This window comes from Brevundimonas vesicularis (assembly GCF_014204545.1).
Lineage (GTDB): Bacteria > Pseudomonadota > Alphaproteobacteria > Caulobacterales > Caulobacteraceae > Brevundimonas > Brevundimonas vesicularis_B.
Genome location: NZ_JACHLJ010000003.1, coordinates 427,016 through 451,520, shown reverse-complemented (window position 1 = coordinate 451,520; position 24,505 = coordinate 427,016). Strand labels below are relative to the sequence as shown.

General features: G+C 65.8%; 26 protein-coding genes. 11 read left to right on the top strand and 15 right to left on the bottom strand.

The annotated features are described in order from the left end of the window. Positions 1–150: 150 nt before the first annotated feature. Positions 151–948, top strand: coding sequence for an exodeoxyribonuclease III (locus HNP47_RS13965; RefSeq protein WP_184279998.1), 798 nt, complete (start codon positions 151–153; stop codon positions 946–948). Positions 949–951: 3 nt separating this feature from the next. Here the strand turns inward: HNP47_RS13965 and HNP47_RS13960 are convergent, their stop codons facing one another. Next, positions 952–2,400 carry a PLP-dependent aminotransferase family protein gene (locus tag HNP47_RS13960; protein WP_184279997.1) on the bottom strand — a complete coding sequence of 483 codons (1,449 nt, stop codon included), beginning with the start codon at positions 2,398–2,400 and terminating at the stop codon, positions 952–954. Between the two features lie 62 nt (positions 2,401–2,462). Here HNP47_RS13960 and HNP47_RS13955 point away from each other — a divergent pair, with 62 nt between their 5' ends. Then, entirely contained in the window at positions 2,463–3,062 is a 600-nt protein-coding gene (locus HNP47_RS13955; RefSeq protein ID WP_221415126.1) for a YitT family protein, read from the top strand. Positions 3,063–3,066: 4 nt separating this feature from the next. Here HNP47_RS13955 and HNP47_RS13950 read toward each other — a convergent pair whose 3' ends face one another. Then, positions 3,067–3,753: a response regulator transcription factor gene (locus HNP47_RS13950; RefSeq protein ID WP_184279996.1), complete on the bottom strand. Its 687-nt coding sequence runs from the start codon at positions 3,751–3,753 to the stop codon at positions 3,067–3,069. 64 nt (positions 3,754–3,817) lie between these two features. Then, on the bottom strand, positions 3,818–4,534 hold the full coding sequence (locus HNP47_RS13945) for a YggS family pyridoxal phosphate-dependent enzyme (RefSeq protein WP_184279995.1): 717 nt from the start codon (positions 4,532–4,534) through the stop codon (positions 3,818–3,820). On the opposite strand from HNP47_RS13945, the gene HNP47_RS13940 reads away from it, so the two are divergent. Next, positions 4,533–5,177 carry a thiamine phosphate synthase gene (locus HNP47_RS13940; protein ID WP_221415125.1) on the top strand — a complete coding sequence of 215 codons (645 nt, stop codon included), beginning with the start codon at positions 4,533–4,535 and terminating at the stop codon, positions 5,175–5,177. The genes HNP47_RS13945 and HNP47_RS13940 overlap by 2 nt on opposite strands. Positions 5,178–5,187: 10 nt before the next feature. On the opposite strand, the gene HNP47_RS13935 is transcribed toward HNP47_RS13940, so the two are convergent. Beyond that, complete coding sequence (locus HNP47_RS13935) at positions 5,188–5,568, bottom strand: NtrZ family periplasmic regulatory protein (protein WP_039246640.1); 381 nt, start codon at positions 5,566–5,568, stop codon at positions 5,188–5,190. 363 nt (positions 5,569–5,931) lie between these two features. On the opposite strand from HNP47_RS13935, the gene HNP47_RS13930 reads away from it, so the two are divergent. The 4 genes from HNP47_RS13930 (at position 5,932) to holA (ending at position 10,663) form a co-directional block, all read left to right on the top strand. Continuing rightward, positions 5,932–6,396, top strand: a complete 465-nt coding sequence (locus tag HNP47_RS13930) for a DUF3576 domain-containing protein (RefSeq protein ID WP_184279993.1) — start codon at positions 5,932–5,934, stop codon at positions 6,394–6,396. Positions 6,397–6,555: 159 nt separating this feature from the next. Beyond that, positions 6,556–9,135 (top strand): leucine--tRNA ligase, encoded by a 2,580-nt coding sequence (gene leuS, locus HNP47_RS13925; RefSeq protein WP_184279992.1) that lies wholly within the window; start codon positions 6,556–6,558, stop codon positions 9,133–9,135. Continuing rightward, on the top strand, positions 9,135–9,614 hold the full coding sequence (lptE, locus tag HNP47_RS13920) for an LPS assembly lipoprotein LptE (RefSeq protein ID WP_184279991.1): 480 nt from the start codon (positions 9,135–9,137) through the stop codon (positions 9,612–9,614). The genes leuS and lptE overlap by 1 nt, the downstream gene beginning before the upstream one ends. Next, the gene (gene holA / locus HNP47_RS13915; RefSeq protein WP_184279990.1) at positions 9,611–10,663 is read left to right on the top strand and encodes a DNA polymerase III subunit delta; all 1,053 of its coding nucleotides are present in this window, start codon (positions 9,611–9,613) and stop codon (positions 10,661–10,663) included. Before lptE ends, holA begins: the two co-directional genes overlap by 4 nt. Positions 10,664–10,665: 2 nt before the next feature. Here holA and HNP47_RS13910 read toward each other — a convergent pair whose 3' ends face one another. The 11 genes from HNP47_RS13910 to hemE all read right to left on the bottom strand — a co-directional run bounded on the left by HNP47_RS13910 (position 10,666) and on the right by hemE (position 21,078). Beyond that, on the bottom strand, positions 10,666–10,848 hold the full coding sequence (locus HNP47_RS13910) for a hypothetical protein (RefSeq protein ID WP_055755069.1): 183 nt from the start codon (positions 10,846–10,848) through the stop codon (positions 10,666–10,668). Between the two features lie 25 nt (positions 10,849–10,873). Next, complete coding sequence (locus HNP47_RS13905; protein ID WP_184279989.1) at positions 10,874–11,764, bottom strand: ParB/RepB/Spo0J family partition protein; 891 nt, start codon at positions 11,762–11,764, stop codon at positions 10,874–10,876. 24 nt (positions 11,765–11,788) lie between these two features. Then, positions 11,789–12,607 carry a ParA family protein gene (locus HNP47_RS13900; protein ID WP_039246649.1) on the bottom strand — a complete coding sequence of 273 codons (819 nt, stop codon included), beginning with the start codon at positions 12,605–12,607 and terminating at the stop codon, positions 11,789–11,791. Continuing rightward, on the bottom strand, positions 12,588–13,220 hold the full coding sequence (gene rsmG / locus HNP47_RS13895) for a 16S rRNA (guanine(527)-N(7))-methyltransferase RsmG (RefSeq protein WP_184279988.1): 633 nt from the start codon (positions 13,218–13,220) through the stop codon (positions 12,588–12,590). Before rsmG ends, HNP47_RS13900 begins: the two co-directional genes overlap by 20 nt. Continuing rightward, positions 13,220–15,100 carry a tRNA uridine-5-carboxymethylaminomethyl(34) synthesis enzyme MnmG gene (gene mnmG / locus HNP47_RS13890; protein ID WP_184279987.1) on the bottom strand — a complete coding sequence of 627 codons (1,881 nt, stop codon included), beginning with the start codon at positions 15,098–15,100 and terminating at the stop codon, positions 13,220–13,222. The genes rsmG and mnmG overlap by 1 nt, the downstream gene beginning before the upstream one ends. Before the next feature lie 102 nt (positions 15,101–15,202). Then, complete coding sequence (gene mnmE / locus HNP47_RS13885) at positions 15,203–16,513, bottom strand: tRNA uridine-5-carboxymethylaminomethyl(34) synthesis GTPase MnmE (RefSeq protein WP_184279986.1); 1,311 nt, start codon at positions 16,511–16,513, stop codon at positions 15,203–15,205. A 36-nt stretch (positions 16,514–16,549) separates the two neighbouring features. Then, on the bottom strand, positions 16,550–16,774 hold the full coding sequence (locus HNP47_RS13880) for a DUF6489 family protein (RefSeq protein WP_184279985.1): 225 nt from the start codon (positions 16,772–16,774) through the stop codon (positions 16,550–16,552). Between the two features lie 82 nt (positions 16,775–16,856). Next, complete coding sequence (rho, locus tag HNP47_RS13875; protein ID WP_184279984.1) at positions 16,857–18,290, bottom strand: transcription termination factor Rho; 1,434 nt, start codon at positions 18,288–18,290, stop codon at positions 16,857–16,859. A gap of 207 nt (positions 18,291–18,497) precedes the next feature. After that, positions 18,498–18,965: a CopD family protein gene (locus HNP47_RS13870; protein WP_184279983.1), complete on the bottom strand. Its 468-nt coding sequence runs from the start codon at positions 18,963–18,965 to the stop codon at positions 18,498–18,500. Beyond that, positions 18,962–20,023, bottom strand: a complete 1,062-nt coding sequence (hemH, locus tag HNP47_RS13865; RefSeq protein ID WP_184279982.1) for a ferrochelatase — start codon at positions 20,021–20,023, stop codon at positions 18,962–18,964. Before hemH ends, HNP47_RS13870 begins: the two co-directional genes overlap by 4 nt. Continuing rightward, a complete protein-coding gene (gene hemE, locus HNP47_RS13860) occupies positions 20,020–21,078 on the bottom strand; it encodes a uroporphyrinogen decarboxylase (RefSeq protein ID WP_184279981.1) in 1,059 nt (352 codons plus the stop codon). The genes hemH and hemE overlap by 4 nt, the downstream gene beginning before the upstream one ends. A gap of 450 nt (positions 21,079–21,528) precedes the next feature. Between hemE and HNP47_RS13855 the strand changes: the two genes are divergently transcribed. The 4 genes from HNP47_RS13855 to coaE are packed head-to-tail and all read left to right on the top strand — an operon-like array spanning position 21,529 to position 24,486. After that, positions 21,529–22,398 (top strand): pyruvate, water dikinase regulatory protein, encoded by an 870-nt coding sequence (locus HNP47_RS13855; RefSeq protein WP_055809600.1) that lies wholly within the window; start codon positions 21,529–21,531, stop codon positions 22,396–22,398. Beyond that, positions 22,398–23,030, top strand: a complete 633-nt coding sequence (locus HNP47_RS13850; protein ID WP_184279980.1) for a nucleoside triphosphate pyrophosphatase — start codon at positions 22,398–22,400, stop codon at positions 23,028–23,030. Before HNP47_RS13855 ends, HNP47_RS13850 begins: the two co-directional genes overlap by 1 nt. Further along, positions 23,027–23,857, top strand: coding sequence for a shikimate dehydrogenase (locus HNP47_RS13845; RefSeq protein WP_184279979.1), 831 nt, complete (start codon positions 23,027–23,029; stop codon positions 23,855–23,857). The genes HNP47_RS13850 and HNP47_RS13845 overlap by 4 nt, the downstream gene beginning before the upstream one ends. Beyond that, positions 23,854–24,486 carry a dephospho-CoA kinase gene (coaE, locus tag HNP47_RS13840; protein ID WP_184279978.1) on the top strand — a complete coding sequence of 211 codons (633 nt, stop codon included), beginning with the start codon at positions 23,854–23,856 and terminating at the stop codon, positions 24,484–24,486. Before HNP47_RS13845 ends, coaE begins: the two co-directional genes overlap by 4 nt. Positions 24,487–24,505 lie beyond the last annotated feature (19 nt).

Sequence of the window (24,505 nt, the reverse complement as noted above, 5' to 3'; positions counted from 1 at the left end):
TCGTTAGTGACACTTTGAGCACAGGAACGGCGGCGGCCGTTCTACCGCCCTGGAATATCCCCCTCCCCGGCGGCGAGAGAGACGAACCTCCCAGAGCCCGGCCCGTCGCGGCCGGGCTTTTTTTACGCGGCGCGCCTGCTAGACGGGGGCATGACCCTTCGCCTCGCCACCTGGAACATCAACTCCGTCCGCCTGCGCATCGATCAGGTGGCCCGCTTCGTCGCCGAACGCGCGCCCGATGTCCTGATGCTTCAGGAGATCAAATGCACCACGGACCAGTTCCCGCGCGGCGCCTTCGAGGACATGGGCATGCCCCACCTTCGCGTGGCGGGCCAGAAGGGCTGGCACGGCGTCGCCATCGCCAGCCGCCTACCGCTTGAGGACAGCGATACCTTCCAGGTCTGCAAACTGGGTCATGCGCGCTGCGTTTCGGCCCGCGTGTCCGGCATCGACGTGCAGAACTTCTATATCCCCGCCGGCGGCGACATTCCCGATCGGGCGCTGAACCCCAAGTTCGATCACAAGATGGACTTCTATGAACAGCTGACCGCCATCGTGGCCAAGCAGGACAAGTCTCGCCCTCTGGTCATGGCCGGCGATTTCAATATCGCGCCCGGTGAAGGCGATGTCTGGAACCACCGCTACATGTCCAAGATCGTCAGCCACACGCCGATCGAGGTCGACACCCTGAACCGGCTTCAGGCCACGGGCGGTTTCGCCGATGTGCTGCGCGACCGCTTCCCCGAGCCCCAGAAACTGGCCAGTTGGTGGAGCTATCGTGCCGCCGACTTCCGGAAATCGAATCGCGGTCTGCGCCTGGACCACATCTGGACCTCGCCCGGCCTGACCCCCGCCGTGGTCAAGGACACCGCCCGCATCCACGACGACGTCCGCGAATGGGATCGTCCCAGCGACCACGCGCCGGTGACGGTCGATCTTGACGTCTGATCCTCAATAGACGGCGACCGGCTTGACAGACCCCGGCGCCTTTCGCCCCCGGCCGACCTTCCTGGCGGCGCGCAAGAGCCGAATCACCGCCTCGTCCAACTGATCTTCCGGCAAGGTGTAGGGCAGGCGCAGCCGGCGTTCGAACGCGCCGTCCACACCGAAGCGCGGACCGGTGGCGAGGCGCAGGCCTTCGGTTTCGGCCGCGATCGTGAGGGCGGAACTGATCGGCCCGGGCAGCCGCGCCCACAGGGACAATCCCCCGGCCGGGCGGGGACAGACCCACTCAGGCAGTTTTTCAGCGAGCCGCGTCCGCAGATGATCCCGCCGGGCGCGCAGGAGAGGTCGGCGCGCCGCCAGGGCCTTGCCGCCGTCGTTCAAAAGTTCGACCGCCGCCAGCTGCTCCAGGATCGGAACACCCAGATCGAAGCTGGCGCGACTTTGGGCCAGGCGCTGGATCACCGCCCGGTCCGCGCGGATCCAACCGATCCGCAAACCGCCCCAGACGCTTTTGGACATCGATCCCAGCCTGACCATCCGCGGCGCATCCACGGCCGAGGCGCTGAGCGCCGGCGGTCCGCTCAAGGTCAGTTCGACCAGGGTCTCGTCCAGCACGAGCAGGGTCTCCGACCCCTTCAGCCCCGCCAGCAAGCGCGTCCGGTCCGCTGCCCGCATCATCCGCCCGGTCGGATTGTTGTGGTCCAGCACCAGATAGGCCATCGCCGCGTTGCTGCTGCGGCAGGCCGCAATCAGACCCTCGACATCCCAACCCTCCTCGCCCTCGCCGTCCGGCAAGGCGACGGGTACGGCGCGACCGCCCGCAGCCAGGATGGCGTCGATCGCCTGCGGATAGGTGGGATGGTCAAACACCACTGGGGCGCCGGGGCGCGCCGTCAGGCGCAGAAGATGAACCAGTCCGTTGTGCGCGCCATGCGTGATCAGAATCTGACCCGAAGAGGTCGCCAGGCCGCGCCGTCGGTATCCGGCCGCCACCGCCTCACGCAGCGCCTCCAGCCCCGCCGTCTCATAACCATGTCCCGGCAGGTTCGCCGGCAATCGCTCTAGCGCCCGCACATAGGCTGCATGCACGTTGGGATCGGCCGGCAGGACGGCGGCGGTCAGGTCGATCAGGCCGGGCTTTCCTGTTTGCGTCGCCTCATGACGCGGCGCCGGTCCGGCCGGCAGGCTTGTACGTGCGGCGGCGCCCTGCCCGCCAGTGAGAAACCCGTCATCCCGCAGGCGTCCGTAGGCGGCCGAGACGGTCGTTCGGCTCAGGCCCAGCGCCTGGGCCAGTTCACGTTCGCCGGGCAACCGCGCCGCTAAGGGCAGTCGGCCATCCAGAATCAGAAGCCGTACTGCACCTGCCAGCTGCCGATAGGCTGCGCCAGCACCCGGCGACCGCCAGGCGCCGAGATGGCGCGTCAGGGAAACAAGACCGATCGATCGCGACAACATCACGCCAGAATGCCATAACTGGCCCTGTTTTCGATAGCCAGTTTCAGGCATTTCGTCTGTTTATGACCCGTCGTCTGATCCAGCTGTTCATCGGCCTCGTCCTTTACGGCCTGTCCATCGCCCTGATCGTCCGCGCCGATCTGGGGCTCGATCCGTGGGACGTGCTAAACCAAGGCGTGTTCGAGCGGTTCGCGAAACCCGCCGGAGTCAGCTTCGGCCTGGTGGTCAATCTGATCGGTATGGCCGTGCTGCTGCTATGGATTCCCCTGCGCCAGAAGCCGGGGATCGGGACCGTCGCCAATGTGCTGGTCATCGGAACGGTCGCCAATTTCGGCCTGGACTGGATCCCGTCCGACCTGGGCCTACCGCTCCGGGCCGGCCTGCTGATCGCCGGCATCGTCCTGAACGGCGTTGCCAGTGGCGCCTATATCGGCGCAGGCCTCGGCCCCGGCCCGCGCGACGGCCTGATGACCGGCATTGTCGCGCGCACAGGCTGGCCGGTGAAATGGGTGCGGACGGCCATCGAACTGACCGTTATCGCCGTCGGCTGGCTGTTGGGCGGCTCGGTCGGCTTGGGCACGGTGCTCTACGCCCTGACCATCGGCCCGCTGGTGCACATCTTCCTGCCGCTGTTCACGATCCGCCCAAAGACGGCCGACTGAGCCCTTAAGGCTGCAGCCGGTATCCGCCCGCATCGGTCAGCAACAGGCGGGCATGACCCGGCTCCGGCTCGATCTTCTGGCGCAGACGATAGATATGGGTTTCCAGCGTATGGGTCGTGACCCCGGCGTTGTAGCCCCAAACTTCTGTCAGCAGCTCTTCGCGCGACACCGGCTTGGCCCCGGCGCGATAGAGGTATTTCAGAATGTTGGTTTCCTTCTCGGTCAACCGCACCTTCTTACCCCTGGCGTCCATCAGCACCTTGGCGGCGGGCCGGAACTCGTAGGGACCAATGGTGAAGACCGCGTCTTCCGACTGTTCATGGCTGCGCAGATGGGCGCGGATGCGCGCCAGCAGCACGGCGAACCGGAAGGGCTTGGTCACATAGTCGTTGGCCCCGGCGTCCAAACCCAGGATGGCGTCGGCGTCCGCCGACTGCGCCGTCAGCATGATGACCGGGGTCGAAACCCCGTCCTTGCGCAATAGGCGACAGGCCTCGCGGCCATCCATGTCGGGCAGATCGACGTCCAGCAGGATCAGGTCGGCGCGGATCTCGCGCCCCATTCGCACGCCATCGGTCGCGGTCGCGGCCTGCTGAGTCCTGAACTCTTCGTGCAGGTTCAACTGCTCGGCCAAGGCCTCGCGCAGGTCGTCGTCGTCGTCGATGATCAGAATGGTCTTGGGCGTAGGCATGGGACAGACAATGGCGAGGCTTGGCCCCCGCGCCAAGGCTTGGGGTGCGAATATTCACATCGGGTTACGAGCTAGAGGGGGTTTCGGGTCGATTTCGTTCCCCGAATAAGGCCGTTCCGACCCTGACGTGCGTCGCGCCGCACCGGATGGCGGTCTCGTAGTCGCCGCTCATGCCCATCGACAGGACCGACAAACCGTTTCGTTCGGCCATCTTCCGCAACATCTGAAAATGCGGCTCTGCGTCCTGATCCGCCGGGGGAATGCACATCAGACCCTCGACCGTCAGCCCATAGGTGTCGCGCGCGGCCGCAATCAAGGCGTCGGCGGCGTCGGGCAGGACCCCGGCCTTCTGGGGCTCCGCGCCCGTGTTCACCTGGACCAGGACGCGCGGCGATCGGCCGCGCTTTTCGCCCGCCTGCGCCAGGGCGCGCGCCAGTTTTTCCCGGTCCAGGGTTTCGATCACGTCGAACAGGGCGACCGCATCCTCCGCCTTGTTGGTCTGCAAGGGGCCGATCAGCCGCAGTTCCAGACCCTTTACGCCCCCGCCACGATCAGCCCAACGGCCCTGCGCCTCCTGCACCCGGTTCTCTCCGAAGATCCGCTGACCCGTCGCCAGGATGGCGTCGATGGCCTCGGCCGGTTGGGTTTTGGAGACGGCGGTCAGGGTCACGTCCGCTGGATCCCGACCGGCCGCATGGCAGGCGGCGTCGATGCGCCCCCGCACCTCGGCGACCCTTTCGGCGATGGACGGGGCGGAAAAAGCGGAGGAAGAAGAGGTCATGATCTTGCCGGCCGGTTACAGCGACGATGCGCGCGCGCTCTGGAACGCCGCGACCGCTCTAAACCGCGCCGCCGCCGCTGTCAGCCCGGCCGCCGCAGCCTTGCCGCCGATGCTGTTCTTCACCGACCCCGATCGCACGCCCCGACCGTGGGAGACGGCGGCGCGCCTTCCCGCCGGCTCAGCGGTGGTCTATCGCGCCTTTGGCTCCTCCAACGCCGTCGAGACGGGGCATCGGGTGCGTGAAGCGACGGCCGGTCGGGACGTGAAGCTGTTGGTTGGGCTGGACTTCGATCTGGCCGAGGCTATCGACGCCGACGGGCTGCACCTGCCCGAACGGGCCGCGGACCAGGCGGCGCGCATTCGATCGGACCGACCAGACTGGTTTCTGACGGCGGCCTGGCATGGATCTTCTCCCGCACCCGAAGACCTGAACGCCCTGATCCTGTCGCCGGTGTTTCCGGCGGGCGGTGCGTCGGCCGGTAAACCCGCCTTGGGCGTCGTGGCATTCGAACAGCATGTGAAAGCCGCCCGCCTGCCCATTTATGCACTGGGCGGCGTCACGCCAGAAAACGCCGCAACGCTCGCACACACAGGCGCCTGCGGCCTGGCGGCGGTGAATGCGATTCGGTCGGCGTTTCGCTGACCGATCGAAATCAGAACTTGAAGATGGTTTCCAGACGGACGCGGGGCTGGGCCCGGCCATTGGTTTCGGGCGCACGGGCCGGATCGGCTTCCGGCGTGCTGACGGCGGCGGCGGCGCCCACACGCAGACGGTCGTTCAGACGATAATAGGCGCCGGCCTCGACATCACCCCAGTCGGTTTCGCGACCCACCGGCTGGTTCAGGTTGAAATCCAGCCCCCACCGGCCACGATCATTCAGGCGCAGGCCGCGACGCTGCGGCGCCGGCGCATTGCGCTGCGCCGCCTGGGCCTCCGAAAGGGAAACGGCGGACGTGCTTTGGGCGAGCGCCGACGTCGACGCGGCCATCGCCGTCGTCGCCATCATCACAGCCAGGAAACCACCAAACCGCATACCAAATCCTTCGAACCCCGCCATGAGGCGACGTTTCAACCCTGAACCGACCTTATATGGTCGTGAGCCCCGCGATTAGACACCGGGTGTCTGCGCGGTCAACGCAATGAGCCGGCGATAACAAGGTTCCCGCGCATTGTTGTCGGCGTATGTGTCTCAAGCGTCACGGGATTCAGGCGGATTCCGGCGAAATCTCAGTTGCTCTTCACAAAACACCGCGACGCGCCATGCGAAGCGAACCGACTTCGCCTTGTCATCGCCCCTTTTCGCCGTGTTATAGAGCCTGGCAGTCGGCATTCTTCATGCCGTGCGCGCGTGCGGGCGAGGGCTCTCACGTCCCTGAGTTTACGGAGACTTCTCTTGATGAGCCTCAACAAGGCCCTGGTTCGGAACGTCGCGGTCGTGCTGGTCTCGGGTGTGGCCCTGGGCGCGTCCCTGTCGGCCTGCTCGAGCATTCCCTTCGTCGGCGGCAAGAAGTCTGCGCCCAAGACGAACGTGCAACAGGGCATCGGCGTCAACGCCTTCCTGTGGCGCGCCTCGCTCGACACCCTCAGCTTCATGCCGCTGCTGACCGCCGATCCGTGGGGCGGCGTCATCAACTATGACTGGTACATCAACCCCCAGACGCCGAACGAGCGCTTCAAGACGACCGTCTTCATCCTGGACACCCGTCTGCGCGCCGACGCGCTGAACGTCACGGTGACCAAGGAAGTGAAGGGCGCCGATGGTCAGTGGACCGCCGCCCCGGTCGCCGCCCAGACCGAGGCCGATCTGGAAAACGCCATCCTGACCAAGGCGCGCCAGCTGAACCTGTCGAACGCTCGCTAAAGCAAGCGCTCGCTTAATTTGTAGGCGCTACCGCCCTTCGGGCTGCTTGAGCGCGACGCGTCCAAGAGTTTGTAGGACGCATTACTTCTTGGGCGCTGTCGTCCTTCGGGCTAGTTGAGCCGGGAGGGCGTCAGCGCCCTTTCGACTTTCAGGACGACCGTGGCCCGTTACGAACCGAAGACCGCCGAACCCCGCCAGCAGGCCCGATGGGCCGAGGCTTCCGCCTTTGTCACGAAGGACACCGGCCGGCCGAAATACTATGTGCTCGAGATGTTCCCCTATCCGTCGGGCAACATCCACATGGGTCACGCCCGCAACTATGTGATGGGCGACGTGGTGGCTCGGTCCAAGCGCGCGCAAGGGTTCGACGTTCTGCACCCGATGGGCTGGGACGCCTTCGGCATGCCGGCCGAGAATGCGGCCATGGAGCGTGGCATCCACCCGAAAGGCTGGACCTATTCCAACATCGCGAACATGCGCGAGCAACTGAAGCTGCTGGGCCTGTCGCTGGACTGGTCGCGCGAGTTCGCCACCTGCGACCCGGAATACTACGGCAAGCAGCAGGCCTGGTTCCTTGAGCTGTATCGGCGCGGTCTGGTCTATCGCAAGGATGCGGTGGTCAACTGGGATCCTGTCGACAACACGGTCCTGGCCAACGAACAGGTGATCGATGGACGCGGCTGGCGCTCGGGCGCCTTGGTCGAGAAGCGCAAACTGAACCAGTGGTTCCTGCGCATCACCGACTATGCGGACGACCTGATCGACGGCCTGAAGGCCCTGGACCGCTGGCCCGAAAAGGTCCGGCTGATGCAGGAGAACTGGATCGGCAAGTCTAAGGGCGCGACCCTGTGGTGGGACATCGCCGAGGCGCCGGCCTTCCTGCCCGCCTCCCCCGAGGGCGAACCCAATCACGCCCGCGATCCGATCGAGGTCTACACCACCCGCCCCGACACCCTGTTCGGCGCCAGCTTCCTGGCTCTGGCACCCGACCATCCTCTGACCAAGGCCATCGCCGAGCATCGGCCGGACGTGGCGGACTTCATCAAGGCCTGTGCTCAGACCGGCACCAGCGAAGCCGAAATCGAAAAGGCCGAGAAGCTGGGCGTGGATCTGGGTGTTCGCGTCCGCCACCCCTTCGATCCGGACAAGACCCTGCCCGTCTGGGCCGCCAACTTCGTGCTGTCGACCTATGGTTCGGGCGCGATCTTCGGCTGCCCGGCCCACGACCAGCGCGACCTCGACTTCGCCCGCAAATACGATCTGCCGGTGACGCCGGTGGTCAAACCCGACGGCGCCGAGACGGTCGAGATCGGAACCGAGGCCTATGTCGGCCCCGGCCGCATCTTCAACTCTGACTTCCTGAACGGCATGGACGTCGAGGCCGCCAAGGCCGCCGCGATCGCCAAGGTCGAGGCCGCCGGCCAGGGCCGCGCCGAGACCATCTATCGCCTGCGCGACTGGGGCGTTTCGCGCCAGCGGTATTGGGGTTGCCCGATTCCGATCATCCACTGCCCATCCTGCGGCGTCGTCGAGGTTCCCGCCGATCAGTTACCGGTCGTCCTGCCTGATGATGTGACCTTCGACGTGCCCGGCAACCCGTTGGCGCGTCACGCGACCTGGAAGCACGTCAAATGCCCGTCGTGCGGCGCGGAGGCGACGCGCGAGAGCGACACGCTCGACACCTTCGTCGATTCCAGCTGGTATTTCGCTCGGTTCACCGATCCGACGGCCGAGGCGCCGATCGACAAGGCCGCCGCCGACCGCTGGCTGGCTGTCGATCAATATATCGGCGGGGTCGAGCACGCGGTCCTGCACCTGCTTTACGCCCGCTTCATCACCCGCGCCCTGTCTGACGCCGGCATGCTGTCGGTGAAGGAGCCGTTCGCCGGCCTGTTCACCCAAGGCATGGTCGTCCACGAGACCTATCGCCGCGCCGACGGCGCCTGGGTCGAGCCGACTGACGTGGAGCTCAAGAACGACAACGGCGTGCGTTCCGCCCGCCAGCTTTCGACCGGCGAGACCCTGGTCATCGGCGACATCGAAAAGATGTCCAAGTCCAAGAAGAACGTCGTCGCTCCGGCCGAAATCCTGGAAAGCCACGGCGTGGACGCAGGCCGCCTGTTCGTCCTGTCCGACAGCCCGCCCGAGCGGGACGTGCAATGGACGCCCGGCGGCGTCGAGGGCGCCAGCCGCTTCGTCCAGCGCGCCTGGACCCTGTTCGATGCGTACGATCCCGCCTTCGCCGGCGAGGACAAGGCCAACGCCGACCTGCTGCGCGAAACGCACAAGGCCATCAAGGCCGTGTCCGAAGGGGTCGAAGGCTTCCGCTTCAACTCGTCCATAGCCAAGCTCTATGCCTTCGTCGCCACCATCCGCGACAATGCCCAAGCCGGCGGCGGCGCCAAGCGTCAGGCCCTTTCGGCGCTGGCCCGTCTGATCGCCCCCTTCACCCCGCACCTAGCCGAAGAAGCCTGGACGCGCCTGGGTGAGGACGGGATGGTTCTGGACGCGCCGTGGCCCGTGTGGGACGCTGCGCTCGCGGCCGACGACGAGGTGGTCCTGCCCATCCAGATCAACGGCAAGCGTCGCGCGGAAATCCGCGTGCCGCGCGGCATGGAGCCGTCCGAGGTCGAAGCGCTGGTCCTGGCCGACGAAACGGTCAAGGCGCGGCTGGAGGGTCTGAGCGTGAAGAAGATCGTCGTGGTCAAGGACCGCATCGTCAATCTGGTGGCCGGCTGATGCGTATCGCGGCGGCTCTCGCGGTTCTCGCGTCTCTGGCGGTTTCCGCCTGCGGCTTCACGCCCATGTACGCCGAGCCGGCCGTGGGTTCGTCCCTGCGCCGGATCGCCGTCACGACCCAGGATGACCGCCTTGGCTATCGCCTGCGCGAGCAGCTGGAGGACGTGCTCGCCTGGGATCGCCGCGCGACGCCGCTGTATCGCCTGACGACCGAGGTCCAGCAGAACCGCCGCTCGCTAGGTCGCCGCATCGACGACACCGCCACCCGCTATGAACTGACAGTCAAGGCGACCTGGACCCTGACCCCGGCCGCCGGGGGCACGCCTGTCAGCGGCACGGAAACGGTCACCACGACCTACGCCACCGCCGACCAGCCCTATGCCGCCATCGCCGCCCAGCAGGATGGCGAGGAGCGCGCCGCGGCCGAACTGGCTCGCCTGATCCGATTGGATCTGATGCAGGCGCTGTCGAACCCGTGATCCTGGCCAAACGCCCCGAGATCGATCGCTTTCTGAAGGCGCCCGATCCGGCGATCCGGGCGGCGGTGATCCACGGCAAGGACCGGTCCGGCGTCGCCGAGCGGGCCGAGGTGCTGTGCAAGACGGTCACGCCCGACCTGAACGACCCCTTCAACGTCACCGTCTTGACCGACAGCGACATCGATGGCGACGAAACGAAGCTGGAAGAGGCGCTGACGGCCATGTCCCTGATGGGCGGCCGCCGTCTGGTGCGCATCCGTCTGTCGACGCTAAAGCCCGGCGTGGACAAGGCTGTCGCCGCCGCGCTGAAGATCCACGCCGACGGCGGCTACAATCCCGACGCCATGATGGTGGTCGAGGCCGACCAGCTGGGCCGCGAATCCGCGCTCAGAAAGGCGGCCGAGAAGGAAAACGGCGCGGTCGGCATCGTCTGCTATGAGGACGAGACCGGTGATGTCGCCCGCATGGTCCGAGAGGCCCTGGCTGCCGACAAGGTGGGCCTGACGTCCGACGCCCTGGACCGTTTTGTCGCGCGCCTGCCGCGCGAGCGTGGGCTGATGCGGCAAGAGATCGAGCGCCTGGCTCTTTTCATCGGCCCCGGCTCCGGCAAGACGCTGGATATGGACGCGCTGGAGCATCATCTCGGCGTTGAGCCGGACGCCTCCCTATCAGATGCGGCGCTCCAGGCCTTCGGCGCGCGTCCCGGTCCGGCGCAGGCGGGGCTCAGGCGCGCCTTCGCCGAGGGGGAATCGTCGGTGCTCGCCGTTCGCTCCGCCGCCATCCATCTCGGAAAGTTACGCCGGATCAACATCTTGCAAGCCAATGGCGCAAACGCCAAGGAGGCCGCCAAGGCCGCCGGCGTCTTCTGGAAACAGGAGGCGGAAATGCTGCGTCAGGCGCGGTCCTGGCGGCTCGAAGCCCTGGACGAGGTCTTGGACAGCATCAACACGGCCGATATCGCCACCAAGACGACCGGAATGCCGGACCAACTGATCGCCGAACGCCTGCTGCTGGAAATCGCAGGTCGCGCCAGACGGCTGGGGCTGTAGCCCTAGCCGCGCTTTGACGCCTTGCGGAAGGCGGGCTGGGCCATGGCGACATTGCGCGCCGACACAGCCTTCTCTTCGGCCTTGGCGCCCGGTTGGGCGTTGAACCCATGACCCGCCTTGGCCTTCTTGGCGGCGAGCGCCTGTTTCAGCTTGTCGGCGGCGGTGGGTGTCGTGTCTTCAGTCATATCGACACTCTAGCACAGTCCTCGCTCAACCGCGCATCAAACGGCGGCACAGGTCGTCGAGCTGCTCCAGCGAGCCGTAGCCGATCGTCAGTTCGCCCTTTCCGCCCTTGTCCGACAACTGCACCTTCAGGCCCAGCGCATCGGCCAGGTCCTGCTGCAGGGCGGCGACATCGGCCGCCCCCTCCCCGCCTGCGGCCGCCGGCGCCGACTTGGCCTTCGTCGGCTTCGGCCCCTCAACCGCACGGCGCGCTAGGGCCTCGGTCTCACGGACGCTAAGCCCGTCCACGAAGGCGATATCCGCCAACTGGCCCGGATCAGGAGTATTGATCAGCGCGCGCGCGTGACCCGCGGACAGCTTGCCTTCGCGCACATAGAACAGCACCCGCTCAGGCAGTTGCAGCAGGCGCATGGTGTTGGCCACGTGACTGCGGCTCTTGCCGACCACGCCCGCCACCGCATCCTGCGTCCGCCCGAAGCGCTCCATCAGAACGCGGTAAGCCTCGGCCTCTTCCAGAGGATTCAGGTCCGCGCGCTGGACGTTCTCGACGATGGCGACTTCGAAGACCTCGACGTCGTCCATCTCGTGGACCACGATCGGCACCTCGGTCAGGCGCGCCGCCTGCGACGCGCGCCAGCGGCGTTCGCCGGCGATGATCTGCCAGACGCCGTCCTCACCCGGTTGGGTCCGCACCAAGATCGGCTGCAGCACCCCCTTGTCGCGGATCGAGGCGGTCAGTTCCTCCAGATCCTCTTGGCGGAAGGTTTTGCGCGGCTGGTCCGGATTGGGCTTCAGGCTTTCGATCGGCACGCGTTGCACGCCGGCGGGCACGGGCGCGTCGGATGCGACCGGCGCCTCGGCGTCCTGTCCCATCAACGCCGACAGGCCGCGGCCCAGACCTCTTTGTCGTTCAGCCAAGATACTGTTCCGTTCTATTAAAACTCAGGCGGCCAGCTTCAGCCGCTGGCGTTCGCGCTTCACCACTTCCTTGGCCAGCCGCAGATAGGCCTGGCTGCCAGCGCACTTCAGGTCATAGATCAGCGCAGGCTTGCCGAACGACGGCGCCTCGGCGACGCGAACGTTACGCGGGATGACGCTCTCATAGACCTTGTCGCCGAAGTGAGCGCGCACGTCGTTGGCCACCTGACCCGACAGGGCGCTGCGACGATCGAACATCGTCAGAACCAGACCCTGGATTTCTAGCGATGGATTGAGGCTGTGCTTGACCATATCGATGGTGCGCATCAGCTGGCTAAGGCCTTCTAGGGCGAAGAACTCGCATTGCAGCGGCACCAGCACAGCGTCCGCCGCCGCCATCGCGTTCAGCGTCAACAGGTTCAGCGACGGCGGGCAGTCGATCAGCACATAGTCATACGCGGTAGGGCCGTCGTCGTGTGCGCGCAGGGCGTCCCGCAGGCGATAGGACCGGCGATCCGCCTGGCTGAGCTCGATCTCCACGCCCGACATGTCAGCATCGGCAGGCACGATCCACAAACCCGGCACCGTCGTCTGCACCGAGGCATCGGCGATGGAGCGCTGGTCCACGACGACATCATAAATGGTGACGCGCCGTGTTTCACGTGGAACACCCAGGCCCGTTGAGGCATTGCCCTGCGGGTCCATATCCACGATCAGCACGCGCTCCCCGATGGCGGCCAATGCGGTGCCGAGGTTGATGGCTGTCGTCGTCTTGCCTACCCCGCCCTTTTGATTGGAAACAGCGAGGACGCGGGCGGGCTTTCTAGCGCGTTGAGCGGGCACGGCGGAGGCTCCGGATTGTCACGATGCGGCCGCGCACGTCGCTTTGCGACGGGGCCAGTTCAGCCTCGAAATGCCAGGATTTGCGCGCTTCGATCAACTCGGATTCGGCACGCTCCCCCTTCAGGAACAGACCTTGTGCACCCCTTTGGAAGTAGGGCTGTGCATAACCCAGCAGTTTCTCCATCGGTGCGACGGCGCGGGCGGTGACGATGTCACACGTCACCGACTGCGCCTCAGCCCGACCGACGATGACCGTCGCCGGCAAGGAGAATGCATCAACCATCTCCTGCAGGAATCGGCAGCGCTTGGCCAAGCTATCGATCAGCCAGACATGCGCACCGGCCTGGGCCTTTAACATAATGGCAAGCACCAATCCGGGAAAGCCGGCCCCCGCCCCAAGATCCGCCCAAGTGCGCGCTTCTGGCGCCAGATCGAGCAGTTGAGCACTGTCCCAGACATGGCGGTTCCAAAAGTCCGGCAGACTGTCCGGGCCCACCAGATTCATCACCGCATTGGCCTCGACCAATCGCAGTCGAAAGGCTTCGAGGTCGGCGATCTGTTCCGACGACGCATTGGCGCGTGCACGGAATGCTTGTTGTTCGGCCTCCAACATCAGGCCACGACCGACGCCTTGGGCGCGCGCTTCACATAGGCCAACAGCGCCGTCAATGCGCCGGGCGTCATACCCTCGATCCGTCCGGCCTGGCCCAAGGTGCGAGGCTGCACGCGAGTCAGCTTCTCCTTCGCCTCATTCGACAAACCGCCGACGGCGCCGTAGTCGAGATCGGTCGGAAGCATCAGCCCCTCCTCCGCATTCAGTGCGTCCGCATCCTGCGACTGTCGATCCAAGTAGTTGGCGTAGGCAGCGTCGATTTGAACCTGCTCGCGAACGTCGTCGGTCCAATCGGCGATGATGGGCACTACCGAAACGAACTGATCCAAAGTCACATCGGGGAAGGCCAGCAGCTCGCGCATCGACCGCCGACGACCGTCAGCATTGACTGAAATGCCAAGCGCACCGGCTTCATTGGGCGTGAATAGTGTTTCACGTGAAACAGAGCTCGCTACTGCAAGCGCCGAAGCCTTGGATTCAAAACGAACGCGCCGTTCTTCGCCGACGATGGCCAGCTTGATCGCGAGGGGCGTGAGCCGGAGGTCGGCGTTATCGGCTCGCAGGGTCAGCCGATACTCCGCTCGGCTGGTGAACATCCGGTACGGTTCGGTCACACCGCGCGTCACCAGATCGTCGATCATAACGCCGATATAGGCCTGATCACGCCCCAGGATCACGGGCTCCTGACCCGTTGCCGACCGCGCGGCGTTCAATCCCGCCATCAGCCCCTGAGCCGCAGCCTCCTCATAACCCGTGGTGCCGTTAATCTGTCCGGCCAAATACAGCCCGGGGCGCTTCTTGACCTCGAGCGCCGCCGTCAGCTCGCGCGGATCGACGTAGTCGTATTCGATGGCGTAGCCGTATCGGAAGACCTCAACCCCTTCCAACCCCGGAATAGTGCGCAAGAAAGCGAGCTGCGTCGGCTCCGATACCGAGGTCGAAATCCCATTTGGATAGACTGTGGGATCGTCCAAGCCTTCCGGCTCCAGAAAAATCTGATGGCTCGTCTTGTCAGCGAATCGAACGACCTTGTCCTCAATCGACGGACAATACCGCGGCCCCCGGCCCGACAGCTTGCCGCCATAGACGGCGCTCTCGCCAAGATTCTCAGCGATGATCCGATGGGTCTCCCCGGTCGTGTGGGTCACGCCACAGGCGATCTGGGGTACGTCGATCCGGTCTGTCAGAAAGGAGAAGGCCGACGGCGCCTCGTCCGCCTGCTGCATTTCCAGACGGTCCCAGGCGATCGTCCGCCCATCCAGACGTGCGGGCGTGCCTGTCTTCAGTCGTCCCATCATCAGGTCAGCCGCATGAAGATCGGCGGCCAGACCCGTCGAAGGCTCCTCACCATGCCGCCCCGCCGGGATGCGCTCGTCGCCGCGATGGATGACCCCGTTCAAGAAGGTGCCGGTCGTCAGGACAACCGCCCCAGCGCGAACCGTCTCTCCCGCACCGGTCACGACGCCGACCACACGGTCACCTTCAACGACAAGCCGCTCGGCCGTTCTCGCCATCAGGGTCAGGTTGGGCGTGCCCTTCAGTTCGGCCTGCATGGCCTCGCGATAGAGGCGACGGTCGATCTGGCTGCGCGGACCCCGAACCGCCGCGCCCTTGGATCGGTTCAAAAGGCGGAACTGGATGCCGGAAACATCGGCCAGCCGCCCCATGACGCCGTCCATGGCGTCGATCTCGCGAACCAAATGACCCTTGCCCAGCCCGCCAATGGCCGGGTTGCACGACATCTCGCCGATCGTCTCCAGCTGCTGAGTCAACAAAACAGTTCGGGCGCCGGCCCGTGCCGAGGCAGCCGCCGCTTCGCAGCCGGCATGGCCTCCACCGATGACGACGACGTCGAAGAGGAGATCAGGAGGAGAAATCATTGCCGCCACATAGGGCAAAATGGGTGTTATCGCCAGAGGCGCGAAAGTTCCGTCGGGCTGCAACTCATCTCCGTTTCACGTGAAACGCTGATATGGCTAGACCTATTTTCCGATGCAAAAGGTCGAAAAGACTTCGCCCAGAATGTCCTCGACACCGATCGCGCCGGTGACGCGGGCCAGAGCATCGGCAGCACGCCTCAAGTCATCGCCTGCCATTTCCGGCGCCACATCGAGCGCCCCGCGCGCCGCATCGACGCTTTCCAACGCCTCCAGCAAGCGCAGTCGATGGCGCTCCTGCGTCACGGCAGGAAAGTCGGCGCCGGAAAGATCTCTCGCAAGCCGGGCAGCAATCCAGTCGCGAAGCGCGATCAGGCCTTCGCCTGTCGCGGTGCTAACCGCTAACGTCTCAAGAGCACCCTGCCCTGCTGAACGGGTGCCAAGGTCGGACTTCGTCGCCACGATCAGATCGCCATCCTTGACGTAGTTCGCAGCCACCCCGGCCGGGTCGCCAGGCGCGCGGACCCACAGACGCAGGTCGGCTTGTTCGGCCCGCACCCGGGCGCGACGCACGCCCTCGGCTTCGACCGGGTCATCGCTGTCTCTCAAGCCGGCCGTATCCGACAAAGTCACGGCATAGCCGCCGATCACCAGATCCGCATCCAGCACATCGCGCGTGGTGCCGGGGATCGGCGTCACGATGGCCGCTTCACGCGCAACCAGCGCATTGAACAGCGAAGACTTGCCGGCGTTCGTCTCGCCGATGAAGACGATGCGATAGCCGTCCCTCACCCGTTCGCCACGCCGCCCCGTATCGACCGCGCGTCTCAGGTCGGCGCCAAGTCTTTCAAGCACCGGCCCTGCCGTACGGGCCAGATTGTCCGGCACCTCTTCATCGGGGAAATCGATCTCGGCCTCGACCAGAGCCAAGGCGTGAAGAAGATCACGGCGGAAACCGGCGTAGGTCTCGCTGAGCTTGCCGTCCAACTGCCCCAAGGCCTGTTTGGCCTGGGCGGTGGTTTCCGCGTCTATCAGATCGGCGACCGCCTCGGCCTGCGCCAGATCCATGCGGCCGTTCTGGAACGCGCGGCGTGTGAACTCGCCGGGGTCCGCCGGGCGCAGGCCCAATGCGATCAAGGCGCGGCTGGCGGCCTCGACGACCGCACGACCACCATGCAGATGCAGTTCGGCGGCGTCCTCGCCCGTATAGCTGTTGGGCGCCGCAAAACGCAGCACCAACGCCTGATCGATATGATCGCCGGCATGGCTTAGATCGCGCACCGACGCCACACGCGGTTTCAAACGGGTTGCGCCCAGCGCCGTCAACGCAGCTTCGACGCCGGGGCCCGACAAACGGAGAACCGCAATGGCCCCTCGGCCGGCCGGCGTCGCCAAGGCGAAGATGGTGTCGATCATCAACTCAGACCGAGCGGCTCCGAAGCGAGCGCATGCTCACTTCACCGCCGCTTCCATCAGGCGACGGAATTGGTCCTGAGCCTGAAGCCCGAAGCTGGTCCAGGTCTTCATCAGTTCCTCGGGCTGCATGGCGGCGACATTGGTCTCCATCCGCTTCTGCATCTCCGCGACCATGGCGTCGTTCAGCGGGGTTACGTCGGGCAGGCCGAGAAAGGCACGCGCCTCAGCCGGCGTGCAATCAACTTCCACATTGACCTTCATAGCACGGTCTCCTGTTTCACGTGAAACGCCATTTCTACCCTAACGCCACGCGCGCGGCGCGGGGCTGCTTGAGGATGACCGATCAGGTGTTCATCGACTGGAAGAAGTCAGAGTTGTTCTTCGACTGACGCAGTTTGTCGAGCAGGAACTCGATCGCGTCCTGCGGACCCATCGGATTCAGGATGCGGCGCAGGACGTAGGTCTTGGCCAACTGATCCTTCGGCGTGATCAGGTCTTCCTTGCGGGTGCCGGACTTCAGCACGTCAATGGCGGGGAAGATGCGCTTGTCTGCGACCTTGCGGTCCAACACGATTTCCGAGTTGCCGGTGCCTTTGAACTCTTCGAAGATCACCTCGTCCATCCGGCTGCCGGTGTCGATCAGGGCCGTGGCGATGATGGTCAGCGAACCGCCCTGCTCCACATTACGCGCGGCGCCGAAGAAGCGCTTAGGCCGTTGCAGGGCGTTGGCGTCCACACCGCCCGTCAGCACCTTGCCCGACGAGGGGACGGTGGCGTTGTACGCTCGGCCCAGGCGCGTGATGGAGTCCAGCAGGATCACCACGTCCTTCTTGTGTTCGACCAAACGCTTGGCCTTTTCGATCACCATTTCGGCGACAGCGACGTGGCGGGTGGCGGGCTCGTCGAAGGTCGAGGCGACGACCTCGCCCTTCACCGTGCGCTGCATGTCCGTCACTTCTTCGGGGCGTTCGTCGATGAGCAGGACGATCAGGAAGACCTCCGGGTGGTTCCGCTCGATCGACTTGGCGATGTTCTGCAGCATCACTGTCTTACCGACGCGGGGCGGCGCCACGATCAGGCAGCGTTGGCCCTTGCCCAGCGGCGCGACGATATCGATGACCCGGCCCGAGCGATCCTTCAACGTCGGATCCTGGATCTCCATGTGCAGTCGCTCTTCGGGATAGAGCGGCGTCAGGTTGTCGAACAGGACCTTGGTCTTGACCGCTTCAGGATCTTCCAGATTGATCGTGTCGACCTTGAGCAGGGCGAAGTAGCGTTCGCCTTCGCGCGGCGCCCGCACGGCCCCATGGACGGTGTCGCCCGAACGCAGGCCGAAGCGGCGGATCTGCGAGGGCGAGACATAGACGTCGTCCGGCCCCGGCAGATAGTTGGCGTCTGAGCTGCGCAGGAAGCCAAAGCCGTCCGGCAGGATTTCCAGCACGCCATCGGCGATGATCTCGACTTCTTCGTCAGCCAAAGCCTTCAGGATGGCGAACAGCAAATCCTGTTTGCGCAGGTTCGAGGCGTTCTCGACCTCCAGCTGTTCGGCGAAGGCGACCAGGTCGGCCGGGGTCTTCTCGTTCAGTTCGGCGAGCGTGATGCGGCCGTTGGCGACGACGGGCTCGCCGTCCTCTTCATCGTCCGCTGTCGTATCCACGCCGGAATCGGCGCCCGCCGCCTCGCCCGCTTCATGCGCAGCGCCGTGATGGGTGGGGGCTTCAACCTCCACGCCTTCGTTCTCGGGGGTGTCGGTATTGGGGTCGCGGACGTCGGTCATGATGCAGGCTCGCGGGCGCACGCGGCCAGACGGCTGCGGCGCGGGTCTCTGAAAATGTCTGGCCGGAAGGCCGAAGGGAGGTGCGACGGGCTCCCGCTGGCTCCAAGGCCTGCAGGCGTCACGAAAGAGAGGGACCGCCGACGCGGGACGCCGAACGGTTCGCCGCCAGCGGAACCACAGGCGGCGGACGAGGTCAAGCGGAGCCGCTTACCGGAACGTCCACTCCGTCGTCACCGACAGCACCATGACGAGGGCCAGAACGAAGGGCACTTCGTTCGTCATACGCCAGAACTTGCCGGAATATTTCGACGTGCCGGCCGCGATTTTCTTCCTTTGGGCCGCCAGAAATCCATGCCAGCCGCTGAGCAGGAAGACGCCAGTCAGCTTGGCGATCATCCACGGCTCGCCCAGGAAGGCGGCGCCGCGCGCCGAGACGTCGATGTGGATCAGCCACAGACCGAACACCCAGGCCAGGATCATCGCCGGGTTCAGAATAATGCGCAGCAGCCGCGTCTGCCACAGGCGCAGTAGATCCTGCATTTCGCTTCTCAGCGGTTCGGGCTTGGCATTCTGCTCGGCGTCATAGGCGTAGAGCCGAGGCAGGAACAGCAGTCCCGCCATCCAGGCGATCACCGCCAGAATGTGCAGCCCGCGTGCGAGATCGTAGGTGTTCATGCCGCCTGCCTTGCCTTGCGATGCGGACAGGCCTCCCAGTCCGCCTTGCACCCCTGACCAAACGGCGCGACGCCCCTGTGGGACAGTGCGCCCACCGCCGCGTCGGCCAAGGTGTCGATGAACAGCGGCGCGATCCCGACCGCCGGAGCCCGCAAATAGGGACTGGCCCCTTTTTCGTAGGCCAGTTCGCCGTATTCGATATCGAGCTCGACCAGAGTCTCGATATGTTCCGAGACGAAGGCGATGGGCGTAACGACCACGCCGACGCCGTCTTTGGCCGCCGTTTCAATGGCTTCGGGCGTTGACGGGCCAAGCCATTTCATCGGCCCGACCCGGCTTTGGTAGCAGATGGCGTGGTCGATCGGCCCGCGCTGCGCCTCGATGGCGGCGACCACGGCGGCGACCGTCGTCTCGATCTGCTCCTGGTAGGGATCCCCCTTGCCGGTCACCAGCTTCTCGGGGATGCCGTGGGCGGAGAACAGCACCCGCACCGGCTGACCTACCGCCTCGTCCAGCTTCTCGCCGATCGCCTGGGCCTGGGCCTCAACCCAGCCTGTCGCGGCCGGATAGCAGCAGACGGCACGGCTGACGCCCGGCCCGGCATAGGCGGCGTTCCAAGCCTTCAGCGACGATTCCGTCGTCGTGGTCGAAAACTGCGGATAGAGCGGCAGCAGGACAAGCTCGTCGGGTCCGAAGGCGGCGACCTCGGCCGCCGTCTCCTCGGTCAACGGATGCCAGTAGCGCATGGCGATAAAGACCTTGACCTCATCACAGCCCAGCCGCGCGCCAAGTATCGCCTGCAAGGCCTCGGCCTGACGACGGGTCTCAAGCAGCAACGGCGATCCCCCGCCCATCAGGGCGTAGTTGGCCTGGGCGCTGGTTTCGCGCCGGCTGGAGATCAGCTTGGCCAGAGGCGTGCGCAAGATCCCCGGAAGGCCGATGATGGCCGGGTCGTTGAACAGGTTGAACAGGAACGGCTTGACCGAAGCCTGATCGTCCGGCCCGCCCAGATTGAACAGCACCACCGCAATGCGGCGGCCGGGGTTCGCATCGCTCATTGGGCGCCGATCCGTCTCAGAACCTGTTCGACATGGTCGATCGGCACGTCCGGCAGGATGCCGTGGCCTAGGTTGAACAGCCAGGGCCCCTGCCCCCAAGCCTCCATCAGTTGATCGACACGTCGGTCCAGCAGATCGCCACCGGCGCGCAGCAACAGCGGGTCGAGCGCCCCCTGGATCGGCTTGATCTGCTGCACCCGTTTGCCGACCTCGAGCGGGCAGGCGGTGTCCAGGGCGACGGCGTCGACCTCGACCTCTTGGGCATATCGCTCTGCAAGCGCCGCAGAACCCCGTGGAAAGCCGATGAGCGGTACGGTGACCCCCAGCTCCCGAGTGCGCTTCACCAGCGCCTGGTGGGGCTTCAGGACCAGTCTTTCGAACAGGTCGTCAGGCAAGCCCTCGGCCCAGCTCTCGAAGATCTTCAGAACCTGGGCGCCGGCGTCGGCCTGCATCTTCAGATATCGGGCCGTGGCCTCGACCAGGACCTCCAGCGTCTCGTCGACACGCTCGGGATCGGCATAGGCGTAGGTGCGGGCCTGAGCGCGCTCGCCCTTGCCGATGGTGCGCGCCTGGCCGTCCAGCATATAGGTCGCCACGGTCCAGGGCGCGCCGGCGAAGCCGATCAGGGCCCGTTCAGGCTCCAGAGCCGCGCGCACGATCGACAGGGTCTCGCCCACCGCCGACAGATGCTCGCCCGCCGCCGGGGCCAGTTCGGCCATCCGACCCGGGATCGGCATTTCGCCCAGACGCGGCCCCTCCCCCGTTTCGAACCAGACGTCCTGGCCCAGGGCGCGCGGGATCAGCAGAATATCGGCGAAGACGATGGCCGCATCGAAGCCGAACCGGCGCATGGGCTGAAGCGTCGCCTCGGCGGCCATTTCGGGGTTCAGACAGAAGGCGATGAAGTCGGGCGCCTCGGCCCTCAGCTTGCGATACTCCGGCAGATAACGACCGGCCTGGCGCATGAACCACACCGGCGGACGCTCCAACGTCTCCCCGCGGAGAGCCCGGAGAACCGGGGGTGTCGGATCGGCAGTCTGGGTCTGATCGGTCATTCCGGAGGATTAAGGTCACAGCCCCCCGCTCTCAATCCCTAATCAGATTAAGAATTAAAAGATTCGAAGTGGCAGGTAGGGCGGTGGAATGGCGGGGATGACTCGATCGGCGGCGGCGGAACAAAAGCGGATATCCACGCCCGTCATATCGTTAACGGGGATGTCGAAACGGCCCATCCCGCCGGTGGACAATCCCTAACGAAACCTTAACGGGCAAGGGTTCGCGGGGACTTCCGGCTGTGAACGCGGTTAAGCACCGTTAACCTTTCATTAGGATTTTCCACAGCGGTTGGAAATTCGGTTTCCCGCCTTGGGATGATCCGGCCGCGGACGGCTGACGCGATCCACCATCATCCCCGCTCGCGGGCGGATCGATCAGCGGCTAAGAAAAACGGCGCCCCGACGGTCCAACGCCGTCCCCCAACTTTCAACAGGGAGACAGACAGTCTCATGAGCCCTGCGAGACCCTCGGGACCGGCCCGTCTGGCCACCTATTTCCACGTTCACCTGGTGTCGGACTCCACCGGCGAGACCTTGAACGCCATGGCCAAGGCGGTGACCGCGCGTTTCGACGGCGTCATTCCGATCGAGCACATCTATTCCCTGGTGCGATCGGCAAAGCAGATGGAGCGGGTGCTGCAGGAGGTTGAATCCGCGCCGGGCGTCGTTCTCCATACCCTGGTGGACCGCGATCTGCGCGAGCAATTGGAAGAAGGCTGTCGTCGTCTGGACATGCCCCAGATTGGGGCGCTGGATCCCTTGGTCGGCGCCATGTCGCGCTATCTCGGCGCAGCCCTGTCCACCCGCGTGGGCGCCCAGCACGCGCTGGACCACGACTATTTCAACCGGATCGCGGCGCTGGACTTCGCCATGGCCTACGATGACGGCCAGGGGTCGCTGGATCAGCTGGAGGGCGCCGACGTCGTCCTGTGCGGGGTCAGCCGGACGTCCAAGACGCCGACCTGCATCTATCTGGCCCACCGGGGCATCCGGGCGGCCAACGTGCCCCTGGTGCCGGGCCAGGAGGACGGCGAGCGGCTGACCAAGCTGAAGAACCCCTTGGTGATCGGCCTGACCGTGTCGCCCGATCGGCTGGTTCAGATCCGGCGCAACCGCATCGACAATCTGAACGCCAGCCAGTCGTCGAACTACACCGATCAAGACGCTGTGCGCGACGAGACGATCAAGGCCCGGCGGGCCTTCGAGCGGCGCGGCTGGCCCACCATCGACGTGACCCGCCGCTCGGTGGAAGAGACGGCGGCGGCGATCACCAATCTTCTGAGCGAGCATCGCAACCACAAGATCGGGACGACCTGGTGATGAGTGTTTCTGTTGCGCTATCGCCCTCCGGGCTGCTTGAGAGCGAAACCGTGATCCTGGCGTCCAAGAGCGCGGCCCGCCGCGCCATGCTGGAAAACGCCGGCGTCGCCTTTGAGGTGCGCGTCGCCGATGTGGACGAGGACGCCATCAAGGCCGTTTCGACCGACCTGGACGCCGCCGCCCTCGCCGTTCGTCTCGCGGAAGCCAAGGCCCTGGCCGTCTCGCGCGACGACGAAACCGCCTGGGTGCTGGGCTCGGATCAGACCCTGGCCTTTGACGGCGGCTTGGTTTCCAAGGCCAGGTCTCTGGACGCGGCGCGCGAGCGGCTGAAAGCGATGCGTGGCAAGTCGCACCAGCTGCATTCCGGCGCAGCATTGGCGACCAAGGGCCAGATCGTCTGGTCCGGCGTCGATACGGTTCAGATGCGGATGCGCGATTTCTCGGACGCCTTCCTCGACGCCTATCTGGCGGCCGAGGGCGAGGCCCTGCTGTCCTGCGTCGGCTCCTATCGGCTCGAGGGGCTGGGCTCGCAGCTGTTCGAGGCGGTGGACGGCGACTATTTCACGGTGCTGGGCCTGCCGCTCTGGCCGGTGTTGAAAGAGCTGCGTCGGGCGGGGGTGATCGCGGCATGAGCACGCACCGCATAACCGGGGCGGCCATGGTCGCCGGGATCGCCGGAAACCCGGTCGCTCATTCGCTCAGCCCGGTCATCCACAACGCCTGGCTGGCGGCCGGCGGGATCGACGGCGCCTATGTCCCCTTCGCCCCTGCCGATGCGGCCGGTTTCGAGGCGCTGGTCGCGGCGGGGCGTGCGGGTCTGATCATGGGGCTGAACGTCACCGCCCCGTTCAAGGAACAGGCCTTCGCCCTGGCGGATCAGGCGACGGCGGCGGCGCGGCTGACGTCGTCGGCCAATATCCTGCAGTTCGAAAACGGGCGGGTGCTGGCCGACAGTTCCGACGGGATCGGCCTGATGCGCGGCCTGAAGGAACAGGCGTCGGAACTCGACGTGGCCGGGCGGCCGGTGGTGATGCTGGGCGCCGGCGGCGCGGCCCGCGCAGGGTCCGGCGCCCTGGTCGAGGCCGGCGCCGAGGTGCGCATCGTCAACCGTTCGCTCGAACGCGCTGAGGCTTTGGCCGTTGATCTTGGACCCTCGGTTCGGGTCATGGCGGCCGAGAACGCCTTCGACGGCGCGGTTCTGGTCATCAATGCGCTCAGCGTTGCGCCCAGCATCGACTTCGACCAGATCGCGTCCGGCACGGTGATGATGGACATGACGTACAAGCCGCTGGCCACGACGTTCCTGAAGGCGGCGCGCGAACGCGGCCTGCCGACGGTGGATGGATTGGCCATGTTGATCGGCCAGGCGGCGCCGTCGTTCGAAGCCCTGTTCCGCCGCCCGCCGCCGCCTCTCGATCTTCGCGCCCTGTTGATGACGCATCTAGGCGAGGCGGCATGATCCTGCTCGGTCTCACCGGCTCCATCGGCATGGGTAAGTCGACGACGACGGCCATGTTCGCCGATTTGGGGGCCGTCGTCTGGAACGCCGACGACGCGGTCCACCGCCTCTACGCGCCCGGCGGTGCGGCGGTCGGTCCGGTGGGCGAAGCCTTTCCCGGCGTCGTCGTGGACGGCGCGGTCGATCGCACGCGTCTGGCCGAGGCGCTCGGGAAAGACGACACGGCGTTCCGTCGTCTGGAGGCTATCGTGCACCCCCTGGTCGCCCAGGGTCGCGCGGCCGATCTGGAGGCGGCGCGCACGACGGGTGTGAAACTGGCGGTTCTGGACATCCCCCTGCTGTTCGAGACGGGTGGAGACAGGGCTGTCGACGCCGTGGTGGTGGTCACCGCCGATCCGGCGATACAGGCGGAGCGCGTGCTGGCCCGTCCCGGCATGACCCGCGAACGGTTCGACGCCATCCTGGCGCGCCAGATGCCGGACGCCGAAAAGCGCGCTCGCGCCGATTTCGTCATCGACACCGGCCATGGTTTGGAGGCCGCGCGGGCCGAGGTCGAGGCGATCGTGGCCGCCGTTCTGGACCCATCGTGGATATCTCCCCGGCGAGGCGCGGCGAGCCTTTCGCGCTGAGGCGAATGCCGCCATTAAG

Excerpts from the sequence above, each read along its gene's own strand:
- HNP47_RS13965 (WP_184279998.1), top strand. The coding sequence starts at position 151 with ATGACCCTTCGCCTCGCCACCTGGAACATCAACTCCGTCCGCCTGCGC.
- HNP47_RS13960 (WP_184279997.1), bottom strand. The coding sequence starts at position 2,400 with ATGTTGTCGCGATCGATCGGTCTTGTTTCCCTGACGCGCCATCTCGGC.
- HNP47_RS13955 (WP_221415126.1), top strand. The coding sequence starts at position 2,463 with ATGACCCGTCGTCTGATCCAGCTGTTCATCGGCCTCGTCCTTTACGGC.
- HNP47_RS13950 (WP_184279996.1), bottom strand. The coding sequence starts at position 3,753 with ATGCCTACGCCCAAGACCATTCTGATCATCGACGACGACGACGACCTG.
- HNP47_RS13940 (WP_221415125.1), top strand. The coding sequence starts at position 4,533 with ATGATCTTGCCGGCCGGTTACAGCGACGATGCGCGCGCGCTCTGGAAC.
- HNP47_RS13945 (WP_184279995.1), bottom strand. The coding sequence starts at position 4,534 with ATGACCTCTTCTTCCTCCGCTTTTTCCGCCCCGTCCATCGCCGAAAGG.
- HNP47_RS13935 (WP_039246640.1), bottom strand. The coding sequence starts at position 5,568 with ATGCGGTTTGGTGGTTTCCTGGCTGTGATGATGGCGACGACGGCGATG.
- HNP47_RS13930 (WP_184279993.1), top strand. The coding sequence starts at position 5,932 with ATGAGCCTCAACAAGGCCCTGGTTCGGAACGTCGCGGTCGTGCTGGTC.
- lptE (WP_184279991.1), top strand. The coding sequence starts at position 9,135 with ATGCGTATCGCGGCGGCTCTCGCGGTTCTCGCGTCTCTGGCGGTTTCC.
- HNP47_RS13910 (WP_055755069.1), bottom strand. The coding sequence starts at position 10,848 with ATGACTGAAGACACGACACCCACCGCCGCCGACAAGCTGAAACAGGCG.
- rsmG (WP_184279988.1), bottom strand. The coding sequence starts at position 13,220 with ATGTTGGAGGCCGAACAACAAGCATTCCGTGCACGCGCCAATGCGTCG.
- mnmG (WP_184279987.1), bottom strand. The coding sequence starts at position 15,100 with ATGATTTCTCCTCCTGATCTCCTCTTCGACGTCGTCGTCATCGGTGGA.
- mnmE (WP_184279986.1), bottom strand. The coding sequence starts at position 16,513 with ATGATCGACACCATCTTCGCCTTGGCGACGCCGGCCGGCCGAGGGGCC.
- HNP47_RS13880 (WP_184279985.1), bottom strand. The coding sequence starts at position 16,774 with ATGAAGGTCAATGTGGAAGTTGATTGCACGCCGGCTGAGGCGCGTGCC.
- rho (WP_184279984.1), bottom strand. The coding sequence starts at position 18,290 with ATGACCGACGTCCGCGACCCCAATACCGACACCCCCGAGAACGAAGGC.
- HNP47_RS13870 (WP_184279983.1), bottom strand. The coding sequence starts at position 18,965 with ATGAACACCTACGATCTCGCACGCGGGCTGCACATTCTGGCGGTGATC.
- hemH (WP_184279982.1), bottom strand. The coding sequence starts at position 20,023 with ATGAGCGATGCGAACCCCGGCCGCCGCATTGCGGTGGTGCTGTTCAAT.
- hemE (WP_184279981.1), bottom strand. The coding sequence starts at position 21,078 with ATGACCGATCAGACCCAGACTGCCGATCCGACACCCCCGGTTCTCCGG.
- HNP47_RS13855 (WP_055809600.1), top strand. The coding sequence starts at position 21,529 with ATGAGCCCTGCGAGACCCTCGGGACCGGCCCGTCTGGCCACCTATTTC.
- HNP47_RS13850 (WP_184279980.1), top strand. The coding sequence starts at position 22,398 with ATGAGTGTTTCTGTTGCGCTATCGCCCTCCGGGCTGCTTGAGAGCGAA.
- HNP47_RS13845 (WP_184279979.1), top strand. The coding sequence starts at position 23,027 with ATGAGCACGCACCGCATAACCGGGGCGGCCATGGTCGCCGGGATCGCC.
- coaE (WP_184279978.1), top strand. The coding sequence starts at position 23,854 with ATGATCCTGCTCGGTCTCACCGGCTCCATCGGCATGGGTAAGTCGACG.